The following is a 26,619-nucleotide window of genomic DNA, read 5'->3' on the forward strand; positions in this document are numbered from 1 at the left end:
AATCTGATACACCCTCCCCCTGATGAGGGGGAGGGCTGGGGTGAGGGTAAATATCTTATTCAGCAGGAAGGGCTTGGCGGAAAAAGAAGGTGGGGCGACGCCAGTGTGTGAATCCATGAATCGCCGTCAGGAAAGCGACATAACCGTATCCGAAAGCAAACAACGCGATAAAGGGCAGGCTGAACCAATGACCCAGATCGTACGCGGCATACAGCGCAAACACAAAATAAACGGCAAAGGCCAGCTCAATAAGACCTGAAAAACGTTTGCGGGATCTGTAGTTCTTCTGCTTCCAGCTTTTATCGCGCTCGATCACGGAGTACTTGGGTGTACGGTAAAACTCAAAGCGCCGGTTCGTCAACCCCTGCAAAACAGCTTTCGAGTTACTCAGGCACATCCCTACTCCCACCGAAACCATCAGCGGCAGATTTGCCAGGCGCATTTTCCAGTTCGGGTAAAGATGCTTCTGACAAACTGCATAAAAGATTCCCACCGACAAGGTCGTCGCCGCCAGTGCCAACCCTTCTAAAAAGCCTGTCATGGGCCAATGACTCCGGGTGCGGAAGTACAAACTCATCGGCAGCAGAATGGAAAGAACGGCCATCAGCACATACCCCACGCAGGCGGTGAGGTGAAACGTGGCTTCGACTTTGACTTTTAAACTGACCGGGCTCCGCCAGATCGTGGGCAACATTTTCTTAGCGGTCTGGATGGCCCCCATGGTCCAGCGGTTCTGCTGGGTTTTAAACGCGTTGATGTCGACCGGGAGTTCCGCCGGACACACCACATCCGGCAAGAACATGAAGCGCCAGCCGTTCATCTGGGCGCGGTAGGAAAGATCCAGATCTTCCGTCAAGGTATCGTGCTGCCAGCCGCCGGAGGATTCAATCGCCTGCCGCCGCCAAACCCCTGCCGTGCCGTTGAAATTGAAGAAAGCCCCCGAGCGGTTACGAGCGGTATGTTCCAGCAGAAAATGCCCGTCCAGGAAAATCGATTGGATCCAGGTCAACAGGGAATAGCCCTCGTTCAAATGGCCCCACCGCGTCTGGACCATCCCGATTTTGGAATCCTGGAAATACGGCAGCGTCTTCAGCAGAAAATCGGGGGGCGGAACAAAATCAGCGTCGAAGATCGCCAGAAATTCTCCCTTGGCTTTTTGCAGCCCGTTCGCGAGCGCCCCGGCTTTAAATCCTCTGCGATCTTCCCGGTGAAGATAATGGATATCAGTCCCCTGGCCCTTCCACCAGGCGATTTTGTCGCTGGTCATTTTTGTCGTGTCATCCGTGGAATCATCTAGAACCTGGATTTCCAGTTTCTCCCGGGGATAGTGAAGACGGCAAACCGCATCGATTAAACGTTCAACCACATAACGCTCATTAAAAACAGGGAGCTGCACCGTTACAACGGGAAAAGGATCCTTCAAGACGGGGATTTCATTCGGTTTGGACCACTTGTAATGCCGGAAGTAGAGGTACAGAATCCAATAACGATGGAACCCGTAAAAAGATAAGAGGACGATTAAGAATAAATAAACGCCCATGAAGATTTGGCTGAAAGAATGCATTAGATTGGCGACATTATATCCGTTTTCCGACAAACTTCATATGGACGCGGAGCGTATCATCGGGGAACCCGCTCGGCAAAGGAGGCAATGGATTGGAGTACAGGACCGCCCGCAGGGCCAATTGATCAAAAAACGTATCCCCTGATGGTTTCTCGATTTTTGACTCCGACAACTGTCCATCCCGATGAATGACAAAGGCCACCTGGCAAACCGTATCGGCTTCAAACTCCTGCGACGGATGCCATTGTTTATCCAGCCGGTCGGCGATGGATTTCAGATACCACGGATAGGGAAAGGTGGTTCCCGCTTCGGCGACGATGCCGGATCCCCCTCCGCCGCTATTTCCCGGAAGCCCGGTGGCTCCTCCGGTTCCGGCGCCGGAGGCCTGATTGTCTTCACGGCCCAACGCCCGCATGGCAGCTTCAAAATTGGACGAAGGTTTTGGTTTGGACACAACGGCCGGCTTCGGGAGGACCTTCTTTTTCACTTTCCCAATCAGGCGGATGGCCTCTTTCGACAGGGCCTTGGAATGGGGAACCACGCGCTGAAATTCCTCCGGCTTGGCGGCTGTTTTGCCCGGTGAAGGAGGCGGGGAAACGGTTGCCGCCGCAGGACTACCGCCGGGTGTGCCGGATGGCATGCTGAACAGGTCGATCGAGTAATAGGCCAGGCGCGGTCTGGCGAGCAGGGTCCCCAGGATCATCAGAAAGCCGAAAAAAGCGCTGTGGGCGGCCAGGGATAAAGCGAAATAGCCTTTCATCTGGAAGACCTTATTTTTTTTGTTCCACTGAAATGCCAAGTTTGGCGACGCTGAGCCGCTTGGCCACATCCATGATCGAGACAATCTTTTGCAGAACCACGTCGCGGTCGGCTTGAATCATGACGGGGCGATCGCGATGCGTGGAAAGCTCGGACTGCAGCGCACTCTCCAATGTGGCCGCGGACACCGCCCGGCCGTTGATGCTCATCTCCCCCTCCCGCTGAACCATGACCACGATGGGCCGGTCCGGGGACTCGCTGGTGGAGACCGAGTGCGGCAGATTCACTCGGATTTGATGCTGAACCAGAAAAGGGGTCATCACCATGAAAATAATCAGCAGCACCAGAGAGACATCAATCAGCGGAATCATATTGATATCCGTGATCGGCGCGTGGCGCCTGTGCGAACGGCGGACCCCGGTCATGGGCGCGGACCGGTCAGATCAATGATTTCCTCGGCGCACAATTCCATATCTTCCGTGATGCGTTCGATCTTGCGGATAAAACCGTTATAGGAAACCACCGCGGGGATGGCAACGAAAAGCCCCAGCGCTGTGGTGATCAGCGCTTCGGCGATTCCATTGGCGACGACCGCCGGGCCGCCGCCGGCGTTCTCGGAGATGGCACGAAAGGCGTGAATGATCCCCACGACGGTCCCGAACAGTCCGACAAACGGGGAGACGCTCCCGATGGTTCCGAGGACGGTCACATAATGCATCATCCCGGCGGTTTCCGTCCGGATGAGGCGAAGCGCCAGGCGCATCAGATGATCCCGTCCGGCCGTCCTGTCTTCCAGTGGAGGATCAATTAAAAACGCAAGAATTCCCCCGATCGGCTTCTCCAATGTTTCACATTGGGCCACCGCGAGATCCGCTCTCCGGTCCGTCAAGTGCTTGCGGAGACGATTCAACAGCCAGTCCCGGTCAAAGTCAATCCGCCGCAGGGCAAAAAAGCGCTCCAGCATAATGGCGCCCGAAAAGATCGAGCAAAGAATCAGAATGGAAATAACAGGCCAGGCATTGGCCCACATTTGTTTCATCGCCGCGTACTCGAACATGTGTTTATCCTTTCTTCTCTTCTTAAACCTTTTTAAAAGCGTTTTCTGGAATAGGCATAAATCCGTGAGAGACCAGAATCTTAACGACATTCTCGATACTGATGTCCAGAGGAATCACTTGCGATTTAGGGACATACAACAAAATGCCGGATGTCGGATTCGGCACAGTAGGGATAAAAATACAGTAATGGATCTCCTCGGAGCCGTAGGCTGTCCCGGGCATCTGGCTGGTGACAAAACCGAAGGTATAAACTCCTTTTCTCGGATACTCGACGAGAACAGCAGATTGGTAGATCGAATTGACGCCGAAAAAAGCCTCTGTCACCTTTTGAATCGCCTCATAAAAACCACGGAAAAACGGCAGGAAGCGGATCCCGGCTTCCACCCAACCCATAATCCGCTTACCTATAAAATTGGTTGCGACAACCCCCAGCAGCCAGATCAGGAAAAACGTCAGAACAAACGACAAGGGCCGGATGGCGGCCGTCGGCAAAGGAACCCATTTCTGATGGGTCAAAGAAGGTGTCAATCCCTGGCTCACCAACAGGAAAAACATCCAGATAAAATAAATGGTCAGGCTGAGCGGAACGAAAATAACAAGGCCGGAGAAAAACTGGCGTTTGAGTTTGTTCATGGTTCGATTGCGCTTTGCTCCACTCACCATGCCCTGAGCGAAGTCGAAGGGCATACGACGATTTTGTTATATTCCTCGAGGGAAATCAAACGAGGTCCCGGACCGGAAGACTTAATGCGGACGGAGGATTTCCTGAATCTTCTGAAACACCGTCTCAGATGAAAGCTGGTCGGGTCGATCCGTCTTTAAACAAAAAACCCAGGGAACCGGCGGGACCCACCGTGCCGGGTCTGTAATAAACATCAATCCCAGGGTCCGGACGCCGGCCGCCACCGCGACATGAAAAAGCCCTCCGTCCACGCAGACAAAGAGATCCAGTCCTTTCAGAAAAGCGGCGACGGCTTCGAGATCCGGATCAGAGAACTGCGGAGGGGAGCGCTTCAAATAGGGTCGCGCCTGATCAAAAACGCCTCTTTCCAACGCCCGCGTTCCGGAACGCAACGATTCGGGAGGCACGATGGCCACCAGTGAGAAGGTTGGTTCTGCCTCCACATAAGCCGCCAGACGCCCCCACGTTTCCGCCGGCCAGAGACGGTCCGGGCGGTCCGGATTGCCTCCGAAGAAAAGTCCCACTTTCCGGTTTCCAGCCGGGAACACCCACTGACGCCACCGTTCCGCGGCTCGCTGAACAGCCTCCGGGGACACATTAAACTCCGGGGTATAGTCCACCGAAACACCCAAGGGCTTTACAATCGCCATAAACTTGGCCGCTTCAGGGGAATCCTCGGGAGGCAGAGGGATTTCGACATGCGCCAGAGTGCGGCTCCAGTTGGCCCCTCCGTAAAAGGGTTCGGTCGAACACGCCAAGACCGTTGCACCGGTCATGCGCGCGAAGAGAAACGTCGTGAAGGACGGGATGTTGCTGGTCAGGATGATCGCCAGGTCAAAACGCTCCCGGCGAATGCCCCGCAGAAAAGAGACCAGCCGCCAGGACGACCGCATCCCCTTTTTATCCCAGACCCAATGCCGGGTAATCCGGGTATTGGTCAGGACAGACAGGACATTGTAAGCTTCCGAAAGAAAATGAAGTTCGGGTTCCGGCTGAAGGTGTTTGAGCGCGCGCAAAACCGGCGTGGCCAGCAGCAAATCGCCGAGCCCTTGATTCGGACGAATCAGGAGTACTTTGCGGATGCCCCCCTTTTGCCACTCCTGGCGAAGTTGTTCAGGTGTTTTCTTTTGAACTGGGAAACAAACTCCGATCAACCAGGCGAGCACGTTCCGTCCGCGTTGTTCTAACGTCATGGCCATTGGATGATTATACTCGTTTATAAAAAAAGCCCCGAAGAATCGGGGCTCTTTCCAGAAGGATGCAACCTAAATTCGTCAGTTCAAGTTGCGGGCGATATCTGAAGGGACGCCGATACGGCTCAGTTCCGCGTAATCGATATGGTTGAGCGGATCCTCAACAGGCTTCAACGTGAGAATGATTGAAACATTGTCCCCAGGAATCACTTCGACGTGCGCCTCGTGGCTGGCAAATCGGTCGAGATACTCCCCGGTTTTGCGCACGAGCGCTGTCGAGATACGGTAGTGCCCGGCCGGCATCGTTAAGGTAGTGGTTCCGGGAATTTCCTTCCCCCCTACAAAATGAGTTTTGTGCTCGCCGTAGATATAAACAGGAGCGTCCTGCACGACCGCTCCATTTTCATCTAAAACTGAAATATTGATTGTGCCCACCGGCTTTGCAGAGGCATATAAGGAGGACGAAACAGCGGCTCCGATCAGCGTCGCGAACAAGATCTCTTTGATCATTCTGTTTTTCATGGCCCTAGTTTAACTGGACGCTGTTCACATGCTACGTCTTTCGAGGCACGTTAACCGGCGTTTGGGATCAAACGAGACAAAATAGGGCCCTGTAATTATACGTATTTTTACGGTCTGATTTCATGGAGCATCGTTAAGCCTTCTGCTTGTGAGTTTTCTGTGTTTTTGTAAAAAGGTATGTTACATGTTAGACTCACCCGAATGACCCTTGACATACCCCATTCTTTCGCCTTAGGCGTCCTCCAGGGCCTGACCGAGTTTCTTCCGGTTTCCAGTTCCGCGCACCTGGCCCTGTTCCCCCGTTTCTTCGGATGGACCGACCCAGGTCTGGCATTCGATGTGGCCTTGCACCTGGGAACTCTGGCCGGGGTTGTCGCCTATTTCAGGAAAGAGCTCTGGCGGTTTGTCGAAGGGCTGCTGCATTTCAACGATTCGGCCTATGAACAGGAGCGCCGGACGGTCCTGTTTCTCCTTCTGGCCACCGTCCCCGGAGCGCTTGCCGGGTTTCTTTTCGAGCAAAAAGTTGAAACCGTCTTCCGGAACCCGAAACTCATCGCGATCGTGCTGATCGTGATGGGAGTCGCTCTGGGCTTCATGGATCGGTTTTTTGCCGGGCAGAAACGAATCACCGACCTGTCCGTGACAACAGCCGTCGGAGTGGGGATGGCTCAGGCGCTGGCGCTTATGCCGGGAGTATCCCGCTCGGGGATTACCATCACCGTCGCGTTGGCGTTGGGATTTGCACGCGAAGAAGCGGCTCATTTTTCATTTTTATTATCGATACCGATTATCGCCGGCGCAGGAATTTTTAAGAGCAGGGAACTCTGGCTTTCTCCTGAAAAAGGTCCTTTGGTGGTCGGTTTCCTGGGAGCCGCGGTGGCGGGTCTGGCCGCGATCGCGATTCTGATGCGCTACGTTCAGAAGCACCGATACACCCCGTTTATCCTTTACCGGTGGGCGCTCGGAACGTTCGTTCTGCTGAACCTCAGCCGGTTTCTCTAGACAGACCCCTGACTTTTTCCGTGAAAAAACTCTTGTCCCTGCTCATTGTTTTTACCTCCTTCGGGATCATGCCGTCCGCCCGTGCCGATCAGGTCATTATGAAAGACGGTACGGTCTACAAAGGCAAGATCCTGATTCATGCCGAAAAAGCCATCCTGATCGGCAACCCGCCTTTTGATCCGAATTCCTACCTGCTTGAAAACAAGGACATCGACAAAATCATTTTTGACGAGTACCACCCCAACCCGCCGGCGGAGCGCCGCCGCGGATTCACATCAGCGCTGCACATGACCGGCCAAACCTTTTCCTCGGATGAGCTGTCTCTGGGGACAGCCGCGGGATTGTCTGGAGAAATTGGTTTTCGGGTTCACCCTTTGGTCGAGATTGACGGCGGAATGAGCTGGATTCCATCCCTGAATTCAGACGACGGAATCCTCTTGTCCGATGGCACGGTGGCGCGACAGTATAAACATTTCTGGCTTTACGGCAGCGTTGTTTCCGGGCGGCTGTATCCTTTTTTTAATCAAAAGAAATGGAAACTGGAACCTTATGTTCTGGCGGGCTATCAGTGGAATCGACTGATCCCGAAAGCCAGCGGCGATCGCTTTCAAGGGAATGGATGGCGTTTCGGCGCAGGGGCCCTCTATCCGTTGAGCTCCCACTGGTTTCTGGATGCCCGCCTGCTTTTCGACGATCTTTCGTTCGATACGGTTCAGTTTCAGGGCCGCGAAGGGTCCGTCCAACCCACCGTCAGCCAGCACCTTTACGCCTTAAGTACGGGAATCTCCTACCGGCTTTGACGGGGTCGTCCAGAACCCCGGGATGGCCCGATGGCACTTGGGGCACCGGCCGTCCTGCAGATGATTGGCTAGCACGCGAAACCCCGACCGCTCAATCAGAAGCGTGCGGCAGTCCGGGCAGGCCGTATGTTCAGTCTCCTTCACCTGGCCCGGCAGATTTCCCGCATACACGAAACGCAATCCGGCTTCCCTGCCGATTTCAACCGCTTCCAACAACTGGACAGCGCTGGTGTTCTCCGGATCCGTCATCTGATAGTTCTTGTGAAACGCGGTGACATGCCAGGGAATATCCGGAGAAACGGACGCCAAGAACCGCGCGATGTCGCGCAGCTCTTCCCGCGAATCATTAAACCCGGGGACCACCAGGGTGACCACTTCCAGCCAGAATCCCATTTGGTGCAGAAGCCCGATGCTATCCAGGACAGGCTGAAGCACGCCGCCGAGTTGACGGTAATGGGCGTCCTGGAAACTTTTCAAATCAACCTTATAGAGGTCCACCCATGGGCGCAGGTAGCGCAGGACCTCCGGAGTGGCGTTTCCATTCGACACACAAGACGTGACCATCCCGTGCCGGCGGGCTTCCTTAAAAACAGCTACCCCCCACTCACTGGTAATGAGCGGTTCGTTGTACGTGCTGGTCAGGAGTCGGGCGCCGCCGGCCAGTGCCGCTTCCACAATTTTCCCCGGCGTGATTTCATGAATGGGACTACCGGCGTCGGGATCACGCAACGCCTGGGAGGTGTTCCAATTCTGACAATAACCACAATGGAAGTTACACCCCAGCATGCCAAAACTCATGGCCACTGAGCCCGGCAGGGCATGGAAGAAAGGCTTTTTCTCGACGGGATCCAGCTGCAGGGCCGCGACATAGCCCCAGGGCACGTGCAGCCGCCCGTCCGAATTAAAACGAACCCGGCAAATGCCCGGCTTCCCCTGCGGGATCAGGCAGCGATGCCCGCACGCCAGGCAACGCAGCTTCTTCCCGGGCAGCTTTTCATAAAGCTCGCCCTCCCGAGTCAATTCCTCCAATGTTTTCATGAATTTCTCATTACGATTTGAGAGCGGCCAAAATATTTTCTACAATCTGCGCCTATGAAAACGAATACCCTTATCATCGTATCAGGATTATTGATTTTTGGATTGATCTCGCAACGCCCCGCAAACGCCGTCACCAGCCGGGTCGGGTCAGCGCAGGATCTTGGGATCGGCGCAGGAATCGGGCAGCCCATGGGGGCCACCGGAAAATACTGGCTTTCCACCACAACAGCGATCGATGCTTTTGCCGGTTACCATTTCAACAGCAACTTTGATCTGCACGCTGATTATTTGTGGCATTCCTTTTCCAGTTTTGATGTTTCCCGCGGCCGGCTGCCGTTTTATCTCGGTTTAGGCGGCCGCATTAACGCCGGGGATGACACCCATTTCGGGATGCGCATCCCGCTCGGTGTTTCCTATCTTTTCCCGACGGATCCGCTGGAATTCTTCGTCGAAGTCGCGCCTGTGGTTAAACTCGCCCCGGATATCGGCGCGGACGTGGACGGGCTCGTCGGCTTCCGCGTTTACGTCAATTACCTTAGATAAGTAGGGGCGGACCGCTGTCCGCCCGTTAAGGTTGTAACCACCAGCGCAGCGCTTCTCCCCAGCTTCTTCCCCAGACCCAAAGCGCCTGGCGGCCTTTTGGGTGAAAGGCGCCGCGGGCGTCCGGCGTACCGACAAATCGCCAGTGCCACGGTTCATAACCAACTCCCTGCCAATTGCTCAGCCTGAACGAAAGTTCAAACCCGAACGCTCTCGCATGCTCCTTCAACCAGCGGAACGCGCGGGTCCGCTCAAAGAGTGGATTGTCATCGGCTTCCGGATCCGCCTGATCGCCCAAATCCAGAACCCAGCCGGTCTGATGCTCTGAAAAACCCGGCGGCGCCAGCCAGCGAATGCCGCCACGCTTCCCGTGTTTCAATTGCGATTCACGAAACTGCTCCAGCTGCAGCGCCGGCGGCCGGTACGCCCAGATCACGTGCAGGCGAACATTTTCTTTCCCGGCGGCCTCGCTCATGCGGCGAAACGCATCGACCGTTTCCGTGCGCGCCAGATGAATCAGTTTACCATCACGAGAAGTCCCGATAGGGACCAGGGACAGGGGATCGGCCAGCGGACACAAACGGTGAATGACGAGACTCGATGGCAACCATCTCATAAACTTTATCCTACAAAACCGTGGTGACAGGCACCGAATACGCTGACTGATTTCAGCTTGTCTTAAATATCTATTTCGACTGAGTCATTCAAATTGGACCAACTTTTTGTCGATTGCCTATTAAAAACAGGTCCAAAATCCTTCTCTCATTAAAAAATGGTTCGTCCAACATGATGAAATGAATCACCATTTGCGGTGCCTGTCACGAGGGTGTATGATTGAGATGGATGAAATCTTCGACGGCAGCTCTGCAGGTTTTGGTGGATTGCGGGAAATTATTCTACGAACGCCGCTGGATGTGGGGCACGTCGGGCAATCTTTCCGTACGACTGTCCAGTGACCCGCTTCGGTTCGCCATCACGCCCAGCGGCCTTAACAAAGGGCACATGAAAATGGGCGACCTTCTGAAAATTCAAAATGGTCGCCCGGTGACCGGCTCCCGGCGGGGTCTCTGCCCCTCAAGCGAAACGGTCATCCACGAAACGATCTACCGGGCGGTGCCTTCGGTCAACGCGGTTTTCCACGTTCATCCGATCTATTCCACCCTGATTTCCTGTTTTCATGGCCACCCGAAGGAGCAGCGCTTTCTTCATGTCGATTGGTTTGAAACGCTCAAAACCATCGGGGTGGGAGACGAGGAAAGCGCCGAAATCGCCCTGATTCCAAACTGGCAGGATGCTTCGCGAATCGCCAAAGACATCACGGCCTACTGGACCACCGCCGCGAAACCCCTTCCGGTCGCACTGATCTACAATCACGGACTCACGGCCTGGGGAGACACCCCCGAACACGTCCGGAATTACCTGGAATCCATGGAATATGTCTGTGAGTATTTGTATTTGAAGCAACGGGCAGGGTTTAAACGTTAAACCGGAAGTAAACGACGTCGTTGTCTTTCATGAGGTAGTCCCGCCCCTCCAGCCGGATCAAACCTTTTTCCTTCAGCGCCGCTTCGGAACGGTATTTCACAATATCTTCGTACGAATAAATTTCCGCACGAATAAAACCACGTTCGATATCTGAATGAATTTTCCCTGCCGCTTTCACCGCGGGGGTCCCTTCGCGGATGCTCCAAGCGCGTGATTCGTCCGGACCAGAGGTAAAGAAAGTCATCAAGCGCAGTAACTTTTGTCCGGCATGCACGAGACGGTCGAGCCCGGACTCTTTCAAACCCAGGGACGTTAGAAACTCATTGCGCTCTGCCTCAGCCAATTGGGCGATTTCCGCCTCAATTTTCGCCGAGAGCACCACGACCTGGCTGCCCTCTTTGGCCGCATAATCGATCATCGGCTGAACCAGGGCGTTCCCGGACAACTCGTCTTCCCCGACGTTGGCCACATAGAGAAGCGGTTTGCCCGTTAAAAACTGGTATTTCTCCTGTGTCGCAGGCGCCAGCCCCTGCTGCCGGGCGGGGACTCCCCTATTGAAACCCTCAATGGCTTTCTCGAGTTCCGCAATAATGTCACGGGCCTCTTTATTCCCGGAACGCGCTGAACCCAGATATTTTTCACGAAGCTTCTGGGCTTGGTCCAAATCCGCCAAGAGCAGCTCCGTCTGGATCACTTCGAGCGATTGAATCGGATTGAGCTCGCCGGTGACATCCACCACGTTGGGGTCCTTGAAACACCGGACGACCTGCGCGAGCGCGTCCACCTCGCGGATATGGGAAAGAAATTTATTGCCCAGGCCCTCCCCCTGGCTGGCTCCCTTCACCAGACCGGCGATATCCACGAACCGGACCCCGGCCGGCGTGACTTTTTTACTCTCGAAGATCTCCCCCAGTTTCACGAGGCGCGGATCACGCAGAGGGACAATCCCGACATTGGGTTCGATCGTCGTAAATGGAAAATTGCTGGCCGCCACAGCCGCGCCGGTGAGCGCATTGAACAGGGTGGATTTCCCGACGTTTGGAAGACCAACGATGCCGATTTCCATAAATTATTGTCTCCGTTCGTCCATCTCTTTCATCCAATCAATGAGTTTTTTTGTGAACACGGGATTCTTGGCCATCGCCACACCATGAGCCGCCCCATCGCCTGAAGCCACACGGAGATTAGAATCCCCGCGCTGCGCTACAAATTGCCGCACGGTATCAAATGCATCGGCATCCTCAGGACTCGCGGCCAGAAAAAGCGGGCGTTGGCCATACCCCCGATAAGCACCGGGTGTCACGACCCCGGCGTAGGCAAGACCCGGAGACAAAAGAATGACCGCCGGAACAGCCTGATGCCTGCCGGCATACACCAGGGAAACATTGGCTCCGAGACTGGCACCCCCCAGAGCGATCCGGTTCTCTGTTAAATGATAGCGATCCATCAGCATGGCCACCGCGCTCTTTAAATCATCCCCCATGAGGCTCCATGGACTCCCCGGCCCGGCTTGTCGCCACTCCCGGTAATCGAGTTTTTCCCCCGGTTTTCCCTGCGTGCTTGCGCCATGCCCTCGCAGGTCATAAATCAAAAATCCATCGTCCAGCGTCCGCGCCGCCTGCTGAGCAAAATCGCTCCACTCCTCCTTGACACTTCCAAGGCCATGCAGCAGCACCCAGGTGAGTCGGCCCGCGCCACCGGCCGGATGATAAAACCCGACCAGGCTGACCCCCTCAGGCGTTTTCCAACTGACATGCTGCCAGAAGCGATTCGGGTTTTTCGATTCCGGTGTCGCCGCGGGCAACAACGGAGAAACAAGACTCACGAGTAGCATTCCGACATAAACGCAGGGAAAGAATTTCATAAAGCTATTGCGGGCTTTTTGTCGCCGGAATAGTCAGCCGGCCCAGGGCATTCTGGGCGGTACGCCGGATGTTGGGGTTTGGATCTTTGAGCGCTCGGGTCAACGTTTTCTGTGCCGCCTCATCCGGCAGGAGTTGTCCCAATGCCCAGAGGGCGCGGGCCCGTACGGAATCCGTTGTTCCAGGCACTCGCCGCCAGAAGGACTTCTGTGTCTGGAGGATCTTAATCAGATCCGGAATAACGCTTTTTTCACCGAGATGGCCAAACGCCACGCACATCTCCTCCTGCACAACCGGCGAAACCGCAGAAAGACGCCTGGCCAATTCGGGGCAGGCCTGTTTTAAATGCAGCTCCCCGATGAGCCGCACCGCCTCAGCCTGAACATCGACGTCGGCGTCATCCAGTAAACCCGTCAGCAGATTCTGCACCTTCGGGTCATTCACCTTCGCCAGGAGCTGGGCCACCTGCCGACGAACGCCGGCATCCGGGTGTTGCAGCAATGCGCTAAGGGTCGGCAGTAGCGAGGCATCGGCAAAATCTTCCAGTACGGGGATCAATTTGATAAGCACATCCGCGGACATTTCCACATTGAGTTGCTTCAGAAGCGAATTTTTGACCGTCGCTCCCAGATGTTTCATCGCCTGGATCGCCGCCTGGCGCGAACGCAGATCAGACGATCGCTTCACCGCTTCAACCAGAGGCCCCACCGCTTCCTCTCCCAGCTCGGCCAGAATACGGTAAGCGCCGTTCTGGCGATCTTTTAAAGGAGCATTCAGATCCGCGCAGATCACATCGAGGCCACGGGTGGAGAAGTCGAGCAAGGCTTTAACCGCCAGCTGCTTCTTCTTGTGTCCGATAGGGCTTTCCTCCCGGCTGTGCCGGCGCAGCGTGGCCAAGAGCAGCGCGCTTTCCTCAAATTTCCAATTGACCAACAGTTCCATCGCGGCCAACTGCAGAGACTCGGCAATCTGGCCATAGACATCCGGAGCGCTCTCGGAATCCGCGCGGACATGAAGAGTCGAGACAATCTGCAAAAACGGTTTTTCTTTCCGATTGGAGGCCAGGGTTTCCTGAAAAACCCGGATCACTTTAGCAGCGGTCTCGCGGACCAAGGGCGCGGGATTATGCAGGTTATCCAGCATCTTGTCCGTCAATTTCTGAAGCGGTCCGTCAAGCCCCATGGCGCACATGGCTTTTAAAAGCTCAGGGAAACGCTGGCGCACCGCCGGCTCGAGCAGCGCCTCGCTTTTCTCATTGACCAGATGCTCCACTTCAGCCAATAACCCTGCATTTTCACCCTTTTGAACCCCTGCCGGCATCTGGTCGATCAGTCCGACGTTCAAAAGCTCTTCGTAGAGAGCGAAGGGAACCGTTTTGCTGGCCGGCGAATGAAGAATCTTGCCGAGAAAACCTTTGAGCCCGTTCAACTTTTCGACGACTTCCAGTTCGGACTTGGTTTCCTGTTTGATCTGCTGATACCACCGGTGCACCTCTTCCAGCGTTTCTTCCAGCTTGTCGCGGGACATCGCCTGAGCGATATCGTCGCGCAATGAGGAATTTCCGATGCGGTCGGGCAGCTTGCTGTCAAAAAATTCCCGGAGCTGCTGAGGCGCCATGGAGCTCGCCAGCTGGCTGGCCATCTTCTTTTGAACATCCTTCCTGGCGGCCTCTTCGGGCAGCTGATCGATCATCCGGAAGGATTCTTCCAGCGAATTGACCAGCGTGGGAACATCACCGGTCGACTGTTCCAGAAGGGACAGGACCTGCTGAACAACCACTTCCCCTTTTTTCAGCTCGACAAATTCGATTTCCTCCACCTGGACATGGGTGACCCCCTGCGCGGCCAGCCACTCGCTGAGAGTCTTCTGACCCTCCAGCTGCCCTTTTCGTTTGCCGAGACCTTCCAGCAGCGCGGCGACTTCCGCCAGGGTCAAACCTTTGAGAATCTTCAAGCTTTGGACTTCGTGCTGAACCAGGAAGGGACGGAAATCCTTGGCCTCAACGCTTTCCTTGCCGTTAATGCAAAACTTCCCTTGGACATCGCTGAGGATAATGGGAGTGGTTTCCTGCAGGCAGGTCTCCAGGGCCTGCATAGCTCCTTTCAGGGACGATTCAATCATCTGGCTGCCCTTCGGATAAATGCGGGCATTCACGATCGCCGAACGCAGAATGGAAACAGCCTTGCCAATCGTCATCACAGGGGGCATAAATCAGAATCCTCCATATCGATATCGGCTTGAGTCTATCGATTGTTGATTGTTTCTGCAACTTTATTTTATTGGACAGGGAACGCGCCGGAGAGCTAAAGGGGCGTAGTTAAGGAAAGAAGTTCCCGGGGCAGGGCGAAACTGACGTCCTCTTTGATCACTTCCAGCTCTTCGATGGAAGCCCCACGCTGTTTCAGATAGGCTTCCACTTCTTCCACCAGATATTCCGGTGCGGAAGCTCCGGCGGTCAGGCCGACCTTATCGACGGCCGCGAGCCACTCCGGCTTAATCTCCGACGCGTTGTCAATCAGATGGGATTCAACCCCCTGGGCGCGCGCCACTTCACAAAGACGGATGGAGTTGGAGCTGTTGCGGGATCCGACCACGAGCAAGAGATCAATCCCGGCAGAAATGAGTTCTTTCACCGCGTCCTGGCGGTTCTGGGTAGCATAACAGACATCGTCTTTGGCAGGTGAAAGCATTTCGGGAAAACGTTTTTTGATCGCCGCGGAGATATTCCGGGTTTCATCCACGCTCAGCGTCGTTTGCGTCAGACAGATGACTTTCGCCGGATCCAGAACCTTCAGGCGGGACACTTCCTGGACATTACTGACCACTTGAATGTTGTCAGGAGCTTCCCCCGTGGTTCCGATGACTTCATCGTGCTCTTTGTGACCGATGAGAATGATGGAATACCCGTCGCGGGCGTATTTGTGGACTTCGAGGTGGACCTTGGTGACCAGAGGGCAGGTGGCATCGATCACTTCGACATGCCGCTGTCGTGCCTCTTCCCGGACCGCCGGAGGAACACCATGAGCGCTGAAAATGACCAGGCTGCCCTCCGGGGCTTCCTGCAGGTTGTCGATAAAGATCACACCCCGGCGTTTGAAATTTTCCACCACCGCCCGGTTATGCACGATTTCCTTGCGCACATAAATCGGGTGCGGGTATTTCTTCAAGGCAATATCAACAATATCGATTGCCCGGACCACGCCGGCGCAGAATCCCCTGGGACGGACCAGAATAACTTTCATTTTCCTCCGTCATCCCCCGCGGTTGCTGGCGGGGGATCCAAACATCAATGATGGATCCCCGCCTACGACCTGCGGGGATGACATCCACAATTAAATTATACATACCCCAAAGACTCCCTCTCCGCTTTTTCCCTTGCGCAAAATTTCCTACGCCTTATACTTAAGAAGGTCAAAATATGCCTATTTTCAATCTATCCAATTACACCTTCTCCTATTACGCCATTCCCAATTTTGTTGTGGGATGTTTCATTCTGGGTCTCGGACTCTATACGCTGCTGCGGGAACGCTTCTCCCTGGTGGCCATCATTTTCTTTCTGGACACCCTAAGCGTCGGCGGCTGGCCGCTCTCCCAAGCGGGAGCCTATTTATCCAACAATCCAACGACCGCCTTGTTTTGGAGTCGCTCAATCCTAATCTCCGCGACGTTTATCCCGGTTTGCAACTACTGGTTTGCACTGATGGAGGTTCGACAATATCGCCGCTACCGTTTTCGGGCATGGGCCGCCATTTGTATTGCTTTTCTATTCGCCTGGGCCTTCGGCCAGACGGACTATTTGGTCACGGGTGCTTATCATTATTTCTGGGGCTACTACGCGAAGCTCAGGCCCCTGTCATTGGTTTTCCTCCTCCTTTTCGGCATCTTGCTTACGGAGGCTGTTCGGCTTTACTGGGTTGGGTATCAACAAGCGTTTAACGACAAACAACGACAACGACTGAAAGTGTTAGGGATCGCTTATGCGATCGCGTACGCTGGAGCGGTTGACTTTATAGGCGGCTTTGGGTTTTCTCTTTATCCCTTCGGATATCTTTTTGCTCTCATCTATGCGGTGATCGTCGCGCACATGATTCGCCGTTATCGACTTATTGACGTCACGCCGTCCTTTGCCGTCCACCAAATCATCGCGACCATGGCGGAGGCGCTGCTCATCATCGACCGCGATGGGATTGTCCGGGTCGCCAATCCCTCGGCCGCCATCCTTTTCAGCCAGCTCCAGGAGTCTCTTATCGGGCGTCCCTTTCAGCAGATCAGCCCGTGTCTTTTCTCCCTTGGCGAGTTGGAGTCTCTGATCCAGCAGGATTCGTTGCGCGACCGCGAAATGGCCTTTCTTTCTCCGGATGGCCAACAGCGCTATTTGAGCGGCTCAGCCTCCGTGGTGCTCGACAAGTTCCGGCAACCCGCGGCATTCGTTATCCTGGCGAAAGATATCACTGAGCGCAAACGCAACGAGATCGAGCTTGAAAGAGCTAAAAAATCTGCGGAAGAGGCTCGGGTCGCCGCGGAGGAAGCTAACCGCGCTAAAAGCACCTTTCTGGCCACCATGAGCCACGAAATCCGAACCCCGATGAACGCCATTATCGGCATGACGGGACTGCTCCTGGACTCGCCCCAGCCGCCGGAGCAACGGGAATTCACTCAAATTGTAAAGAATTCCGGCGACGCTTTGCTCGACATCATCAACGACATTCTTGATTTCTCCAAAATTGAAGCCGGCAAACTCGCGTTTGAAACACTGGACTTCGATCTGCACCAACCGGTCGAAAACGTCGGGGAACTTTTGGCCGCCAAAACCCAGGAAAAAAAGCTTGAGCTGGCAACCTTCATCCATCCGAATGTTCCGACCGCTTTGAAGGGGGACCCCGGACGGCTGCGGCAAATCCTGATCAATTTGATGAGCAATGCCATCAAATTTACTGAGAGAGGCGAGGTGGTGCTGCGGGTTAAAAAGGAAAGCGAAACCGATCAGGACGTGACCCTTCGTTTTCTCGTCACCGATACGGGTATCGGCATCTCGCCGGAAGCGCAAAAACGTCTGTTCCAATCGTTCTCACAGGCGGACAGCTCCACAACACGCAAATATGGCGGCACCGGACTGGGTCTGGCCATCTGCAAACGCCTGGCCGAAATGATGGGCGGCCAGGTGGGCTTGGAAAGCACGCCGGGGAAAGGATCGACTTTCTGGTTCACCGCGGTCTTTCAAAAGCAAACCCAGCCGGTCGCAACGCCTAAACCGTTCTTGCCGGATATTTTAAAAGGCAAACGGGTCCTCATTGTCGACGATAACAAAACCAACCGCAAAATCATGCAGGAACAGCTCACCCCCTGGGGGATGATAACCGCCGAGGCCGCCGGCGGCAGGGATGCCTTGCAAATCCTGCGGCAGGCCGCGGCCGCGCAAGCTCCCCTGGCCATCGTTCTTCTGGATATGCACATGCCCGAGATGGATGGCCTGGAGTTGGCCCAAGCCATTCAAGCGGATCCAACCCTGGCCCAGACGCATCTGGTCATGATGTCCTCGATGGGCCAACGGCCTCCCGAAGCCAGTCGGATTGAGCGCTGGTTGACCAAACCCATCAAACAGATGGATCTGTTAAAAAATCTGGCAGCGGTGCTAAGCCATGCACCCGCAGAAGCCGTGTCCGAATCCGCCCCGGCTTTTTCCGCCTATAGCTCCCGTCAGAAAAAACAGGCCCGGCTGCTGGTGGCTGAAGACAACACTTCCAATCAGCAGGTCGCCGTCAATATTCTTAAAAAGATGGGACACAAGGCGGATGCCGTGGCCAATGGCCAGGAAGCGCTGGAAGCCCTTTCCCGAATCGCCTACGACCTGGTCCTGATGGACTGCCAGATGCCCGAAATGGATGGTTTTCAGGCCACCGCGGAAATCCGGGCCCGCGAAGGCGTTGAGCGTCACACGCCGATCATCGCCCTGACCGCCAACGTCATGCAGGGTGACCGCGAAAAATGCCTTTATGCCGGCATGGACGATTACCTGCCCAAACCCCTGGACCTCAACCAGCTGGCGGCGGTCCTGGAGCGATGGCTGCCGGTCAAAATCCTGCTGGCTGAAGACGACCTGTCCAACCAGAAAGTATCCCAACACTTGCTGGAGAAGATGGGATTTATAACCGATATCGTTGCCAACGGCTGGCAGGCGCTGGAAGCCTTTCAACACAACGCGTATGATCTGGTGCTCATGGATTGTCAGATGCCCGAAATGGATGGCTTTGAAGCCACCCGGCAGATCCGCCGGAAAGAGGGGCCGGGGCGGCACACGCCGATCATCGCCTTGACCGCCAGCATCCTCGAGAGCGACAAACAGGAGTGCCTGTCGGCCGGGATGGACGACTGTCTATCGAAACCCATCGATGAAGACAACTTAAGAAAAGCATTCGCGCCATGGTTGTCCCAAAAAGCCCCCGCGCGTTCCCTCCCGCCCGTAACAACAGAGGGGACCCCATCCGACACGCTTTCCGAGGTTACCTCCCCCCTCAACATGAAACACCTCTACGACTTCACCCGCGGAAATAAGACCATCATCGAGAAGGCTCTAAAACTTTACGTACAGGAAACCACGGCCCGATTGGAGCGCATGGCGAAGGCCATTCGAGAAGGCGCGGCGGACCAGGTCAAAGCCGAAGCCCATGGTTGCCTGGGATCAAGCCTCACGTACGGCGCGAACGGTTTAATTGAACCCCTGCGGAAGCTGGAGCAGATGGGCAAAGACAAACAGTTGGACGGCGCGATGGCGCTCTGCGAACAGGTTCAGAAAGGGTTCAAGGAAATCCAACAGTTTCTGGATACTGATTTTCTTACAAAAGGGGCATGAGGGCTTCAGCCAGGGTATTGAAAAGGATATACCCGATGTAACCCGCGAGTGCGGTGAGCAGCAGGCCGAAGAGCCCCAGGAAGATATTGATCGTACCCAGGAAATAAGCGGCCACGAGAGCGACCACCGTACTGGTGGTGCTGCAAAGCCTCCCGAGATACTGACAAGCCGAGATAAAGCGGGCCAGCGCCTGACGGCGCGGCAGTTCCAGTTTCTCAGGCGGAGCCGAGAGCTGCAGCACCCCGCCGCAGGAGGCGCAATACCAGGCTTTCAGGACATTGTCGTAGTGGCAGACATCGCATTCTTTGTAGCTGATCTGGCCGGTTAAGCGGCGCTTAAAGATGAAAAATCGTTCGGCCAGCGCGATCACGAACCAGAGCACCGCGCCCAGAATAGCTCCTGCCGCGCTTTCACTCACCCGCTTCAGGCTCCATAAATCGGCCCGGGCAATATCATTCAAGCTGGCGTACATCTGATAACCCAGCCACCCCCCCAACGCTCCACCCAGAGCCCCGGCGAGTGCCCCCGCCAGAATCCGCGGCCAACGCTTCTCCAGCCACGCGCTGATAATTCCGACACAGGCCCCGGCGGTCCCCCATGTCACGATGACGGCCAATATCCCGCTGGAATCACCGGGTCCTCCGCGAAGGATCCAGATCGCCGCCAGGCTCCCCAACAGGCCGCCGATCATTCCGGTGATCCCGCCTGTAACCGTCTTGAGAGAGGACTCTTCCATCATCCCTTCAACGGTCCCCAGGAAAATCCCCCCCAGCGCCCCGGTGAGAAGAACGTGTGCGGCCTGAGAAAAGGAGGCCCCGGCCGCGCGGCCGGCGGCTGGAATCACCAGCCACCCCACCATCCCGGCCGCAAAACCAGCCAGGCTCCGCCGCAACACCCAGGTCCACGTGCCCCGGAACTGAGCAAAGATCGGGCCGTATCGGACAAAAGAAAAACCACACCGGATGCAGTAGTCGGTGTGGTCCGCGGAGTGAAAGTTACAACTGGGACAAGTCATTGATGTGAAAGGCGGCTCAGAAGCCGCCGCCGAAAGCCTTAAAGAAATCGTCTCCGCCGCCCGCGTCCTTTTTCTCTTCCGCCTTCTTAGGTCTCTTGGCCCCGGGCTGTTCTTTTTTGGACCCGCTGTCCGCATGTTGAACAGGACTCACGAAACTTTTGCGCAGGCCTTCCGAGAAAGACAGCGTCTTTGACGAGCGGTCATACGACAGATGAAACGGGGTTTCCTTTTCCAATGGCTCATACGAATTGCCCAAACTGTCCCGTTTTTGTTCCCAATCGGGAGCGTAGACCAGCTTATTCCGGATATTGACGCGGTTTTTCTTGTCGAACGGGATGGAAAAACGAATACGATAAATGCCGTTAAAATTGGTCACGGTGGGGTCAAACATGGCATTTTCTTCGCCGGGATCCCCCACCCGCACGAGGACCCCTTCGACCGGATTGTCGCTGTAATCCACCACCATCCCCCGGACAAAACCTTCCAGGTACTCCGTATACCGGGGCGTCTTGATAAATAAAATCCTCTTTTGTCCGGTCACTTTTTTCACAATCTGAAGGTCGACCACGCGTTCTTCCGCATAATCGTGTGCCACGAGGTCCGCCCGGTTCTCGGCCGCCGCTAAAGGCGCAGCCGCCCACCAGACTCCGCAAAACCCTGTTAGAAGGGATCGATAAAATCGTCGGAACATGAGATTAAGAAGCGGTCGAGGCATCGCTGGGGGTTGGACGTCGTCCCTGGATGATTGGGCGACGGGAGCCTCCCTGGTAATAACCGTAGGTAATGCGTCCCATGGAGGCGATGAAGCGTTTGGCCGTTTTATACGTCCGGTCATTGGCTGTTAAAACACAGATCATATAATCGCCCCGCGGCGAAAAAACAATGCCGACGTCATGGCAGGCCTTCCGGAGCAGCCCTGTCTTATGGGCAATCTCCCAGCCGGTCGGCAGGAAGCGGGGCAGCCGGTCCCGGAGTTTTTGATGCTTGAGAATGTCGAGCATCTGATCACTGGCTTCCGCGCTGACCAGCCTGCGCTGGTAAATTTTCTCAAGCAGATACGCCATGTCCCGCGGGCTCGTCCGGTTGTCCTCGGCCACAGGCCACGGCGTCAGACGGAATCCTTCCGGGTGAATTTCCGTATCCAAGAGCCCCAGATGCGCAAACGTGCGCTGCAGATAGTCGATGCCCAGCTGGCGCACGACGAGTTCGGCCGCGATGTTGTCGCTATGAATGATCATGTTCTCCAGCAGTTCACGATTCGTGAAGATGGAGCCGGAAGGCGAGAATTTGAGAATTCCTGAACCGCCGCGCCGGTCCGATCGGCGAAGCACCACGGGCGTATTCAGGGAAAGCCGTCCTTCCTGAACCGCCTGAAATGCAGCACACAGAATTGGGAGTTTAATGAGGCTGGCGCTGGGAAAGACCCGGTCCGAATTGGCTTCCACCACCTGCCCGGTGTGCATATCTTTGATGACATACCCATAAGCACCGGGAAACCGGCGGGCTTGCCGGCGAACCGTATCCGCCAGCGACTGCCAATCATCCGGATTGATCGTAATGGCAGCGCCCTTGGGAGCGGCGGCCGCCGGATTTTCCGGCCGTAACGCATCGCCGGCCAACGGCATCAGCAACCCCATGCCGATCAGCGTGCTGTAAACGATGGATTTCTTAACAATTAACGTTTTTTGGCGCTTATGTTCCATCTCACTCATGCTCCTACCACGTTTCTGCGAAATTGCAAGCTTTTTTAGCATTTTTTCGCGGTTCTTTACAGCCGAGGCGCTAGAGGCTAGGGGACGTAGTTGAGTTTTGTAGTTTCTCCGGCTCAAGGGGGTACGCGCGACAAACAACTACAAAACTCAACTACGTCCCCTAGCCCAACTACGTCCCCTAGCCTTAGTCCACCTCAAAATGGGCGAGTTCTTTCAACTGGCGCATTCGCGCCTCGGCTTGTTCAAGGGTAAGCGTTTTAAGGCGTTCCAAGCTGAATTTTTCGACCGTAAAGGAAGCCATGACCGTTCCATAAGCAACCGCCCGGCGCAGAGAACGCTCGGAGATATCGCCGCCCTGCCGGGCCACGCAGCCGAAAAAGCCGCCCGCAAACGTATCGCCGGCCCCGGTCGGATCGAACACCTCTTCCAAGGGGAAGGCCGGCGCTGAAAAAATGGAGTTCTGTCCAAACATCAGGGAGCCGTGTTCCCCCTTCTTGATCAAGACGACTTTAGGCCCCCAGGACTGCAGTAACCGCCCGGCTTTGATCAGGCTCGGGATTCCCGTAAACTGACGCGCTTCTGCGTCATTCAAAAACAGAAAATCAACCCGTTTGATCACCTCGCGCAGGACCTGGGGTTTGATTTTGATCCAGAGATTCATCGTGTCGCAGGCGACCAGCTTGGGCTTTTCGATCTGATCGAGCACATTGAGCTGCAGCTCCGGATCGATATTGGCCAGGAAAACAAAATCGCTTTTCTTATAGGAGGCCGGGATTTGAGGTTTAAACGTCTCAAAAACATTCAGCTCCGTCGCCAGCGTATGCGCCTCGTGAAGATCGTATTCATAGGAACCGGACCAGCGGAACGTCTTCCCTTTAGCCACCTGGAGCCCGTCCACCTGGATCCCGCGCCCTTTGAGTAACGCGATATGCTCCTCGGGAAAATCCTCCCCCACCACCGCCACCATCCGGACCGGCGCGAAGAAACTCGCCGAGTAAGACGCATAGGTGGCGGAACCTCCCAGCGCTTCCTTCGCCTCACCAAAGGGCGTTTGAATGGTATCCAGGGCCACCGAGCCGACGACTAAGATGTCATTCATAAATCCTCTACTCGTTATCCGGGATCAGATTAATTTTATCCGGAGGCTCAACCCCGGCGGCTTGAGCCACAGCGCTTAAAAAGTCATGCCAGCCATACGGTTTCTCAAAAAAACCGCTGACCAGCTGTTTCTCCTGCTCATTGAGTTGATCCACCCATGACTTGCCGGCGCGCGGCCCGCGAAACGCCTTGTTGCCCATGGCCGTCGTGATAACAACCTTTGGTTTCTCCCGCAGGCCGCCCTGCCAGAGCTGCCGGATCACTTCAAGACCGTTGACCTCATCCGCCAGAGCGATATCCAGGATCATGACATCGGGAGGATTGGCCAGAGAGCGTTGAATGGCATCCGTTCCGGTTGAGGTATTTTCAATGACCCAATCCTCAAAAACAAAATGGATAAAATCGCGAATCGCATCCGCATTCGCCTTGTGGTCCTCCACGATCAAAACCCGCTTTTTAGCCATCGTCATTTCGCCTCAAATCTCCTCGACAGATTGTATCCAGCCCGCGCACTGATTGTCATTCTTTTTAAAGATTTTTCATCGAAGAGGTGAAGCTGTCTCTTTCAATAAAATGGGGATCTCCGCTTGAATCGGATACGAAAGTCGACAAGACGCGCACTCATAGGTCCCTTCTTTTCTGAATAACTTCCCTTTGCACGTCGGACAAGCGAGAATTTGAGCCAAATCAATCTTTTTGCCTCTTAAAAACCACCAGCGAATCACTTTCTTTGCAAGAGCAGGCAGGCTCAATCGGCGAATCTGTTTTTGTTTCTGCGGGGATACTACGGAGGAAGCTTTTTCAAAAAGCTCTTGTGCTTTTTCCGGTGATTGAATTTGACCGTCAAGACGGTAATTGATTTGCTTCTCCCAAAAAAAACTGACTACTCCAAGAGTGCTCATTCGACCGTAGTAATAGATCGAAAATAAGGAATCTATATCTAGTAAATGGTTGTCGTAGAGATCATTAATCTCGGAATCCAAGGTCCCTTGTGGCTTGGGTTTAAACACTATCGTTCCCTTCTCGTTGTGTACGAACCAAAGATGTCCCGGGTAGCTTCGAAAGACCTTTTCAAAATAGGACGAAGGCATCTCAATGTATCCTCGTTTTCCAACCCGCATCAGCTCTCGAATAGCAAGATCCGGGTGGCAAACATGCTCTAAGACATGGCAACAGTTGATAAAATCAAACGATTGGTCACGAAAAGGAAGGGCTTCTGCATCACCGATCACGAGTGGCCGATCATGGATGAAACCGGTTACCCGCTCCGAATCATCCCAAGGGAACTTCTCGCAGATGACATCCGCTGGAGGGAACGGGCTGTCCCCTGAGCCAATATCCAAGACGCTCCAATTCATAGAAACGCGAAACGCGCGAAAGAATCGTTTTGCGCGGTATCTGGTCTTGTAGTATCTTGCCAACAATGAAGGAATCATGAGGTAAATGGGGGACGTAGTGGACTTACCCCGCTTTTGTCATTCGCTTTCAAACGACCAAAACTTCCAAAAACACATTTCAACTCATCTGCAATCCAAGCAATAAGCAAGAAGAAAAAGGGGATTACAACTCGAGAAGAACCAGCATGATAGTTCCATAGATCGCCCCGCAATAGAACGATAAATAGGCCCTGCGAAGCAGCCAAACAACTCCACAAAGTGCGTTTTATACTAAAACCCACCCAGCTAATCAAAACCAAGCCCCCTGAAACGATGAGTAAGCTAAGCGTTCTTTTCAATTCTGTTGCTGTTGTGAGATGTCGCCAACCAAAAACACCCTCTTGCCACATTCCCAGGAAAGGTAAAGTGAATCGACCCCATCCGAAACTTGGAGGAGACCACGACGGGATACCAAATGAGGATTGACCGGGCAAACAGAATCCAACATACCCCCACCATAAAAGCGCAGGCAATAACACTAACGATATCTTTATCAACACTTCTCTTCGAAGAAATTTTCCTTCAATTAGTTGGAATAAATAAACAGTCAGAGGGACAGTAATTGAAATCTCGCGTGCTAATACACTCGACGCAAACGAAACAACCGCCAGCCGATGACGACCCTCTGCTTCTGCACAAAGTCCTGCAATGACGAGGGTTAATGCCAAAGGTTCGGTAAGAGATCGAAACACACTATAGACAAGTCCGGAGATGGAAAGATATCCCGCCACCACAACCCAGGAGGGCCATTGAAGTCGACAAGAAAGCCTCCTCGCAACAAAAGCACCTGTTACATATGAGGCTAAATTAATCAGAAGAAGAGCATATGGAAAACATCTCGGGAGACTCCCACTCAAAACATAGGCCATCCAAGGGTAGAGAATCCGGTGATACCGATAGGAAGCATTATCAAACAGATCCAGATTGTTCCGTTTAATCAGAAGCGGGTCGTACAGAATCGAGTAAACGTACTGACCATCATCGGCTCCACGGGAGGAGATCCGGAGAGAGGGATCAAAAGATTTATACCGAGCGACAACATCCGGACCGAGAAGCAGGGAATCCATAAGCCTGGGCGGATTCCATACCCCCCGTTTACTGATATGCCAAATATTAAAACCAACTAATGCAACAAACAGACAAAGAAACGAACACTCTTTTCTCGTCAGTTTAACCATTATTGTTTTTGGCAATAATTAATCGACACAAAGGGCGGTAACGAACTAGAAGTTCCGGTAGCCCCACCGTGGCTGTGATCTCCGCTCAAACTGGTCGATTCCCCTGGAAATAGAGGTGACCAACCTGTTGGATTGGATTGCAAAACCCAGCTACCTTGAGAATCTGATGTTGGAACAGTCTTAATACTTGAGACATTATGTGAGTGTGCACCATCTCCGCTGACTGCATGATTGTGCGTCTTAGAACCACCCATTTGACCGATGGAGAACTGAGGATCATTAGGATCAGCTCCGATTGGAAAATGGCCTTGTAATCCAGTGAAGATACTCCAGCCGGAGGGGCAGGCGTTGGCGAACATCATGATGGCGCCGGAGGGGACGAGGCCGTAGTTGGGAGCGATTTTGGCTGGGGTGATGGCCCCGTTCGAGACGGTCTGGGCCACGATGGAATAGAGATTGGAACTCAGCGGCTGGTTGGGGCCCAGAACCTGCCCCTCGATGGACACCTCGATAAAAGGCGAGTAGGACTGCCAATCCACCGCCTGCGCAAGCGTCAATTGGACCGCAAAGAGGCCTTGCGTCACCGACACATTGGCCATGTTGATGGGGGCGGTTCCCGGGATATCGGCCCCAGAAGCATCCACAAAACGGAAACGCATGTTCCGTGTTCCGGTGACTGGAACGCCTTTTTGCTTGAGCGTCCCCTGGTAGTTAATCTGATTTGGAATGGCCTTCAGCGGTGCGGCCATCCCCATCAAAAACAGCCCGATCATCAGTAGCTTTTTCATAAGATCCCCGTTCCCCCTCCCCGTCGGTGTTCAGTGG

Annotated in this window: 26 protein-coding genes and 1 pseudogene; 5 read left to right on the plus strand and 22 right to left on the minus strand. The window is 54.5% G+C overall.

What is annotated here, in order from left to right; translation table 11 throughout:
* Positions 1–55: 55 nt before the first annotated feature.
* From WC859_08405 to WC859_08435, 7 genes are all read right to left on the minus strand, one after another.
* Positions 56–1,564, minus strand: coding sequence for a cellulose synthase family protein (locus tag WC859_08405; protein MFA5976167.1), 1,509 nt, complete (start codon positions 1,562–1,564; stop codon positions 56–58).
* A gap of 13 nt (positions 1,565–1,577) precedes the next feature.
* Positions 1,578–2,324, minus strand: a complete 747-nt coding sequence (locus WC859_08410; protein ID MFA5976168.1) for an energy transducer TonB — start codon at positions 2,322–2,324, stop codon at positions 1,578–1,580.
* A 10-nt stretch (positions 2,325–2,334) separates the two neighbouring features.
* A complete protein-coding gene (locus tag WC859_08415; protein ID MFA5976169.1) occupies positions 2,335–2,694 on the minus strand; it encodes a biopolymer transporter ExbD in 360 nt (119 codons plus the stop codon).
* A 50-nt stretch (positions 2,695–2,744) separates the two neighbouring features.
* Positions 2,745–3,380: a MotA/TolQ/ExbB proton channel family protein gene (locus WC859_08420; GenBank protein MFA5976170.1), complete on the minus strand. Its 636-nt coding sequence runs from the start codon at positions 3,378–3,380 to the stop codon at positions 2,745–2,747.
* 22 nt (positions 3,381–3,402) lie between these two features.
* Positions 3,403–4,014, minus strand: coding sequence for a DUF502 domain-containing protein (locus WC859_08425; GenBank protein ID MFA5976171.1), 612 nt, complete (start codon positions 4,012–4,014; stop codon positions 3,403–3,405).
* 111 nt (positions 4,015–4,125) lie between these two features.
* Complete coding sequence (locus tag WC859_08430) at positions 4,126–5,256, minus strand: glycosyltransferase family 9 protein (protein MFA5976172.1); 1,131 nt, start codon at positions 5,254–5,256, stop codon at positions 4,126–4,128.
* 81 nt (positions 5,257–5,337) lie between these two features.
* Positions 5,338–5,766 (minus strand): hypothetical protein, encoded by a 429-nt coding sequence (locus WC859_08435; GenBank protein ID MFA5976173.1) that lies wholly within the window; start codon positions 5,764–5,766, stop codon positions 5,338–5,340.
* Between the two features lie 213 nt (positions 5,767–5,979).
* Here WC859_08435 and uppP point away from each other — a divergent pair, with 213 nt between their 5' ends.
* Together uppP and WC859_08445 are read left to right on the plus strand one after the other, a co-directional pair.
* Positions 5,980–6,780, plus strand: a complete 801-nt coding sequence (gene uppP / locus WC859_08440) for an undecaprenyl-diphosphatase UppP (GenBank protein MFA5976174.1) — start codon at positions 5,980–5,982, stop codon at positions 6,778–6,780.
* Positions 6,781–6,800: 20 nt separating this feature from the next.
* Positions 6,801–7,580 (plus strand): outer membrane beta-barrel protein, encoded by a 780-nt coding sequence (locus WC859_08445; protein MFA5976175.1) that lies wholly within the window; start codon positions 6,801–6,803, stop codon positions 7,578–7,580.
* On the opposite strand, the gene amrS is transcribed toward WC859_08445, so the two are convergent.
* A complete protein-coding gene (amrS, locus tag WC859_08450) occupies positions 7,551–8,618 on the minus strand; it encodes an AmmeMemoRadiSam system radical SAM enzyme (protein ID MFA5976176.1) in 1,068 nt (355 codons plus the stop codon). The genes WC859_08445 and amrS overlap by 30 nt on opposite strands.
* Positions 8,619–8,672: 54 nt before the next feature.
* On the opposite strand from amrS, the gene WC859_08455 reads away from it, so the two are divergent.
* Entirely contained in the window at positions 8,673–9,161 is a 489-nt protein-coding gene (locus WC859_08455; protein ID MFA5976177.1) for a hypothetical protein, read from the plus strand.
* Positions 9,162–9,186: 25 nt separating this feature from the next.
* Here WC859_08455 and WC859_08460 read toward each other — a convergent pair whose 3' ends face one another.
* A complete protein-coding gene (locus tag WC859_08460) occupies positions 9,187–9,774 on the minus strand; it encodes a M15 family metallopeptidase (GenBank protein ID MFA5976178.1) in 588 nt (195 codons plus the stop codon).
* A gap of 227 nt (positions 9,775–10,001) precedes the next feature.
* On the opposite strand from WC859_08460, the gene WC859_08465 reads away from it, so the two are divergent.
* Entirely contained in the window at positions 10,002–10,643 is a 642-nt protein-coding gene (locus tag WC859_08465) for a class II aldolase/adducin family protein (GenBank protein MFA5976179.1), read from the plus strand.
* On the opposite strand, the gene ychF is transcribed toward WC859_08465, so the two are convergent.
* From ychF to ispH, 4 genes are all read right to left on the minus strand, one after another.
* Positions 10,633–11,709, minus strand: a complete 1,077-nt coding sequence (gene ychF / locus WC859_08470; GenBank protein MFA5976180.1) for a redox-regulated ATPase YchF — start codon at positions 11,707–11,709, stop codon at positions 10,633–10,635. The two genes, WC859_08465 and ychF, sit on opposite strands and share 11 nt — an antisense overlap.
* Positions 11,710–11,712: 3 nt before the next feature.
* Positions 11,713–12,507 (minus strand): alpha/beta fold hydrolase, encoded by a 795-nt coding sequence (locus WC859_08475; GenBank protein ID MFA5976181.1) that lies wholly within the window; start codon positions 12,505–12,507, stop codon positions 11,713–11,715.
* A gap of 4 nt (positions 12,508–12,511) precedes the next feature.
* Positions 12,512–14,713 (minus strand): HEAT repeat domain-containing protein, encoded by a 2,202-nt coding sequence (locus WC859_08480; GenBank protein MFA5976182.1) that lies wholly within the window; start codon positions 14,711–14,713, stop codon positions 12,512–12,514.
* 95 nt (positions 14,714–14,808) lie between these two features.
* Positions 14,809–15,747 (minus strand): 4-hydroxy-3-methylbut-2-enyl diphosphate reductase, encoded by a 939-nt coding sequence (gene ispH, locus WC859_08485; GenBank protein MFA5976183.1) that lies wholly within the window; start codon positions 15,745–15,747, stop codon positions 14,809–14,811.
* 176 nt (positions 15,748–15,923) lie between these two features.
* Here ispH and WC859_08490 point away from each other — a divergent pair, with 176 nt between their 5' ends.
* Complete coding sequence (locus tag WC859_08490; protein MFA5976184.1) at positions 15,924–19,355, plus strand: response regulator; 3,432 nt, start codon at positions 15,924–15,926, stop codon at positions 19,353–19,355.
* Here the strand turns inward: WC859_08490 and WC859_08495 are convergent.
* The 9 genes and pseudogenes from WC859_08495 to WC859_08535 form a co-directional block, all read right to left on the minus strand.
* The gene (locus WC859_08495; GenBank protein MFA5976185.1) at positions 19,339–20,370 is read right to left on the minus strand and encodes a hypothetical protein; all 1,032 of its coding nucleotides are present in this window, start codon (positions 20,368–20,370) and stop codon (positions 19,339–19,341) included. The two genes, WC859_08490 and WC859_08495, sit on opposite strands and share 17 nt — an antisense overlap.
* Positions 20,371–20,386: 16 nt before the next feature.
* The gene (locus tag WC859_08500; GenBank protein ID MFA5976186.1) at positions 20,387–21,061 is read right to left on the minus strand and encodes a carboxypeptidase-like regulatory domain-containing protein; all 675 of its coding nucleotides are present in this window, start codon (positions 21,059–21,061) and stop codon (positions 20,387–20,389) included.
* A 4-nt stretch (positions 21,062–21,065) separates the two neighbouring features.
* Positions 21,066–22,082 carry a serine hydrolase gene (locus WC859_08505; GenBank protein ID MFA5976187.1) on the minus strand — a complete coding sequence of 339 codons (1,017 nt, stop codon included), beginning with the start codon at positions 22,080–22,082 and terminating at the stop codon, positions 21,066–21,068.
* 184 nt (positions 22,083–22,266) lie between these two features.
* The gene (locus WC859_08510; GenBank protein MFA5976188.1) at positions 22,267–23,181 is read right to left on the minus strand and encodes a PfkB family carbohydrate kinase; all 915 of its coding nucleotides are present in this window, start codon (positions 23,179–23,181) and stop codon (positions 22,267–22,269) included.
* 7 nt (positions 23,182–23,188) lie between these two features.
* Positions 23,189–23,644 (minus strand): response regulator, encoded by a 456-nt coding sequence (locus WC859_08515; protein ID MFA5976189.1) that lies wholly within the window; start codon positions 23,642–23,644, stop codon positions 23,189–23,191.
* A 75-nt stretch (positions 23,645–23,719) separates the two neighbouring features.
* Positions 23,720–23,902 (minus strand): Trm112 family protein, encoded by a 183-nt coding sequence (locus tag WC859_08520; GenBank protein ID MFA5976190.1) that lies wholly within the window; start codon positions 23,900–23,902, stop codon positions 23,720–23,722.
* Positions 23,903–24,292: 390 nt separating this feature from the next.
* A pseudogene (locus tag WC859_08525) lies at positions 24,293–24,616 on the minus strand (methyltransferase domain-containing protein).
* Positions 24,613–25,683 (minus strand): hypothetical protein, encoded by a 1,071-nt coding sequence (locus tag WC859_08530; protein ID MFA5976191.1) that lies wholly within the window; start codon positions 25,681–25,683, stop codon positions 24,613–24,615. Before WC859_08530 ends, WC859_08525 begins: the two are co-directional and overlap by 4 nt.
* A gap of 110 nt (positions 25,684–25,793) precedes the next feature.
* A complete protein-coding gene (locus tag WC859_08535; GenBank protein MFA5976192.1) occupies positions 25,794–26,582 on the minus strand; it encodes a hypothetical protein in 789 nt (262 codons plus the stop codon).
* Positions 26,583–26,619: the final 37 nt, after the last annotated feature.

This window comes from Elusimicrobiota bacterium (assembly GCA_041660185.1).
Taxonomy (GTDB): Bacteria; Elusimicrobiota; Elusimicrobia; order 2-01-FULL-59-12; family 2-01-FULL-59-12; genus JBAZWU01.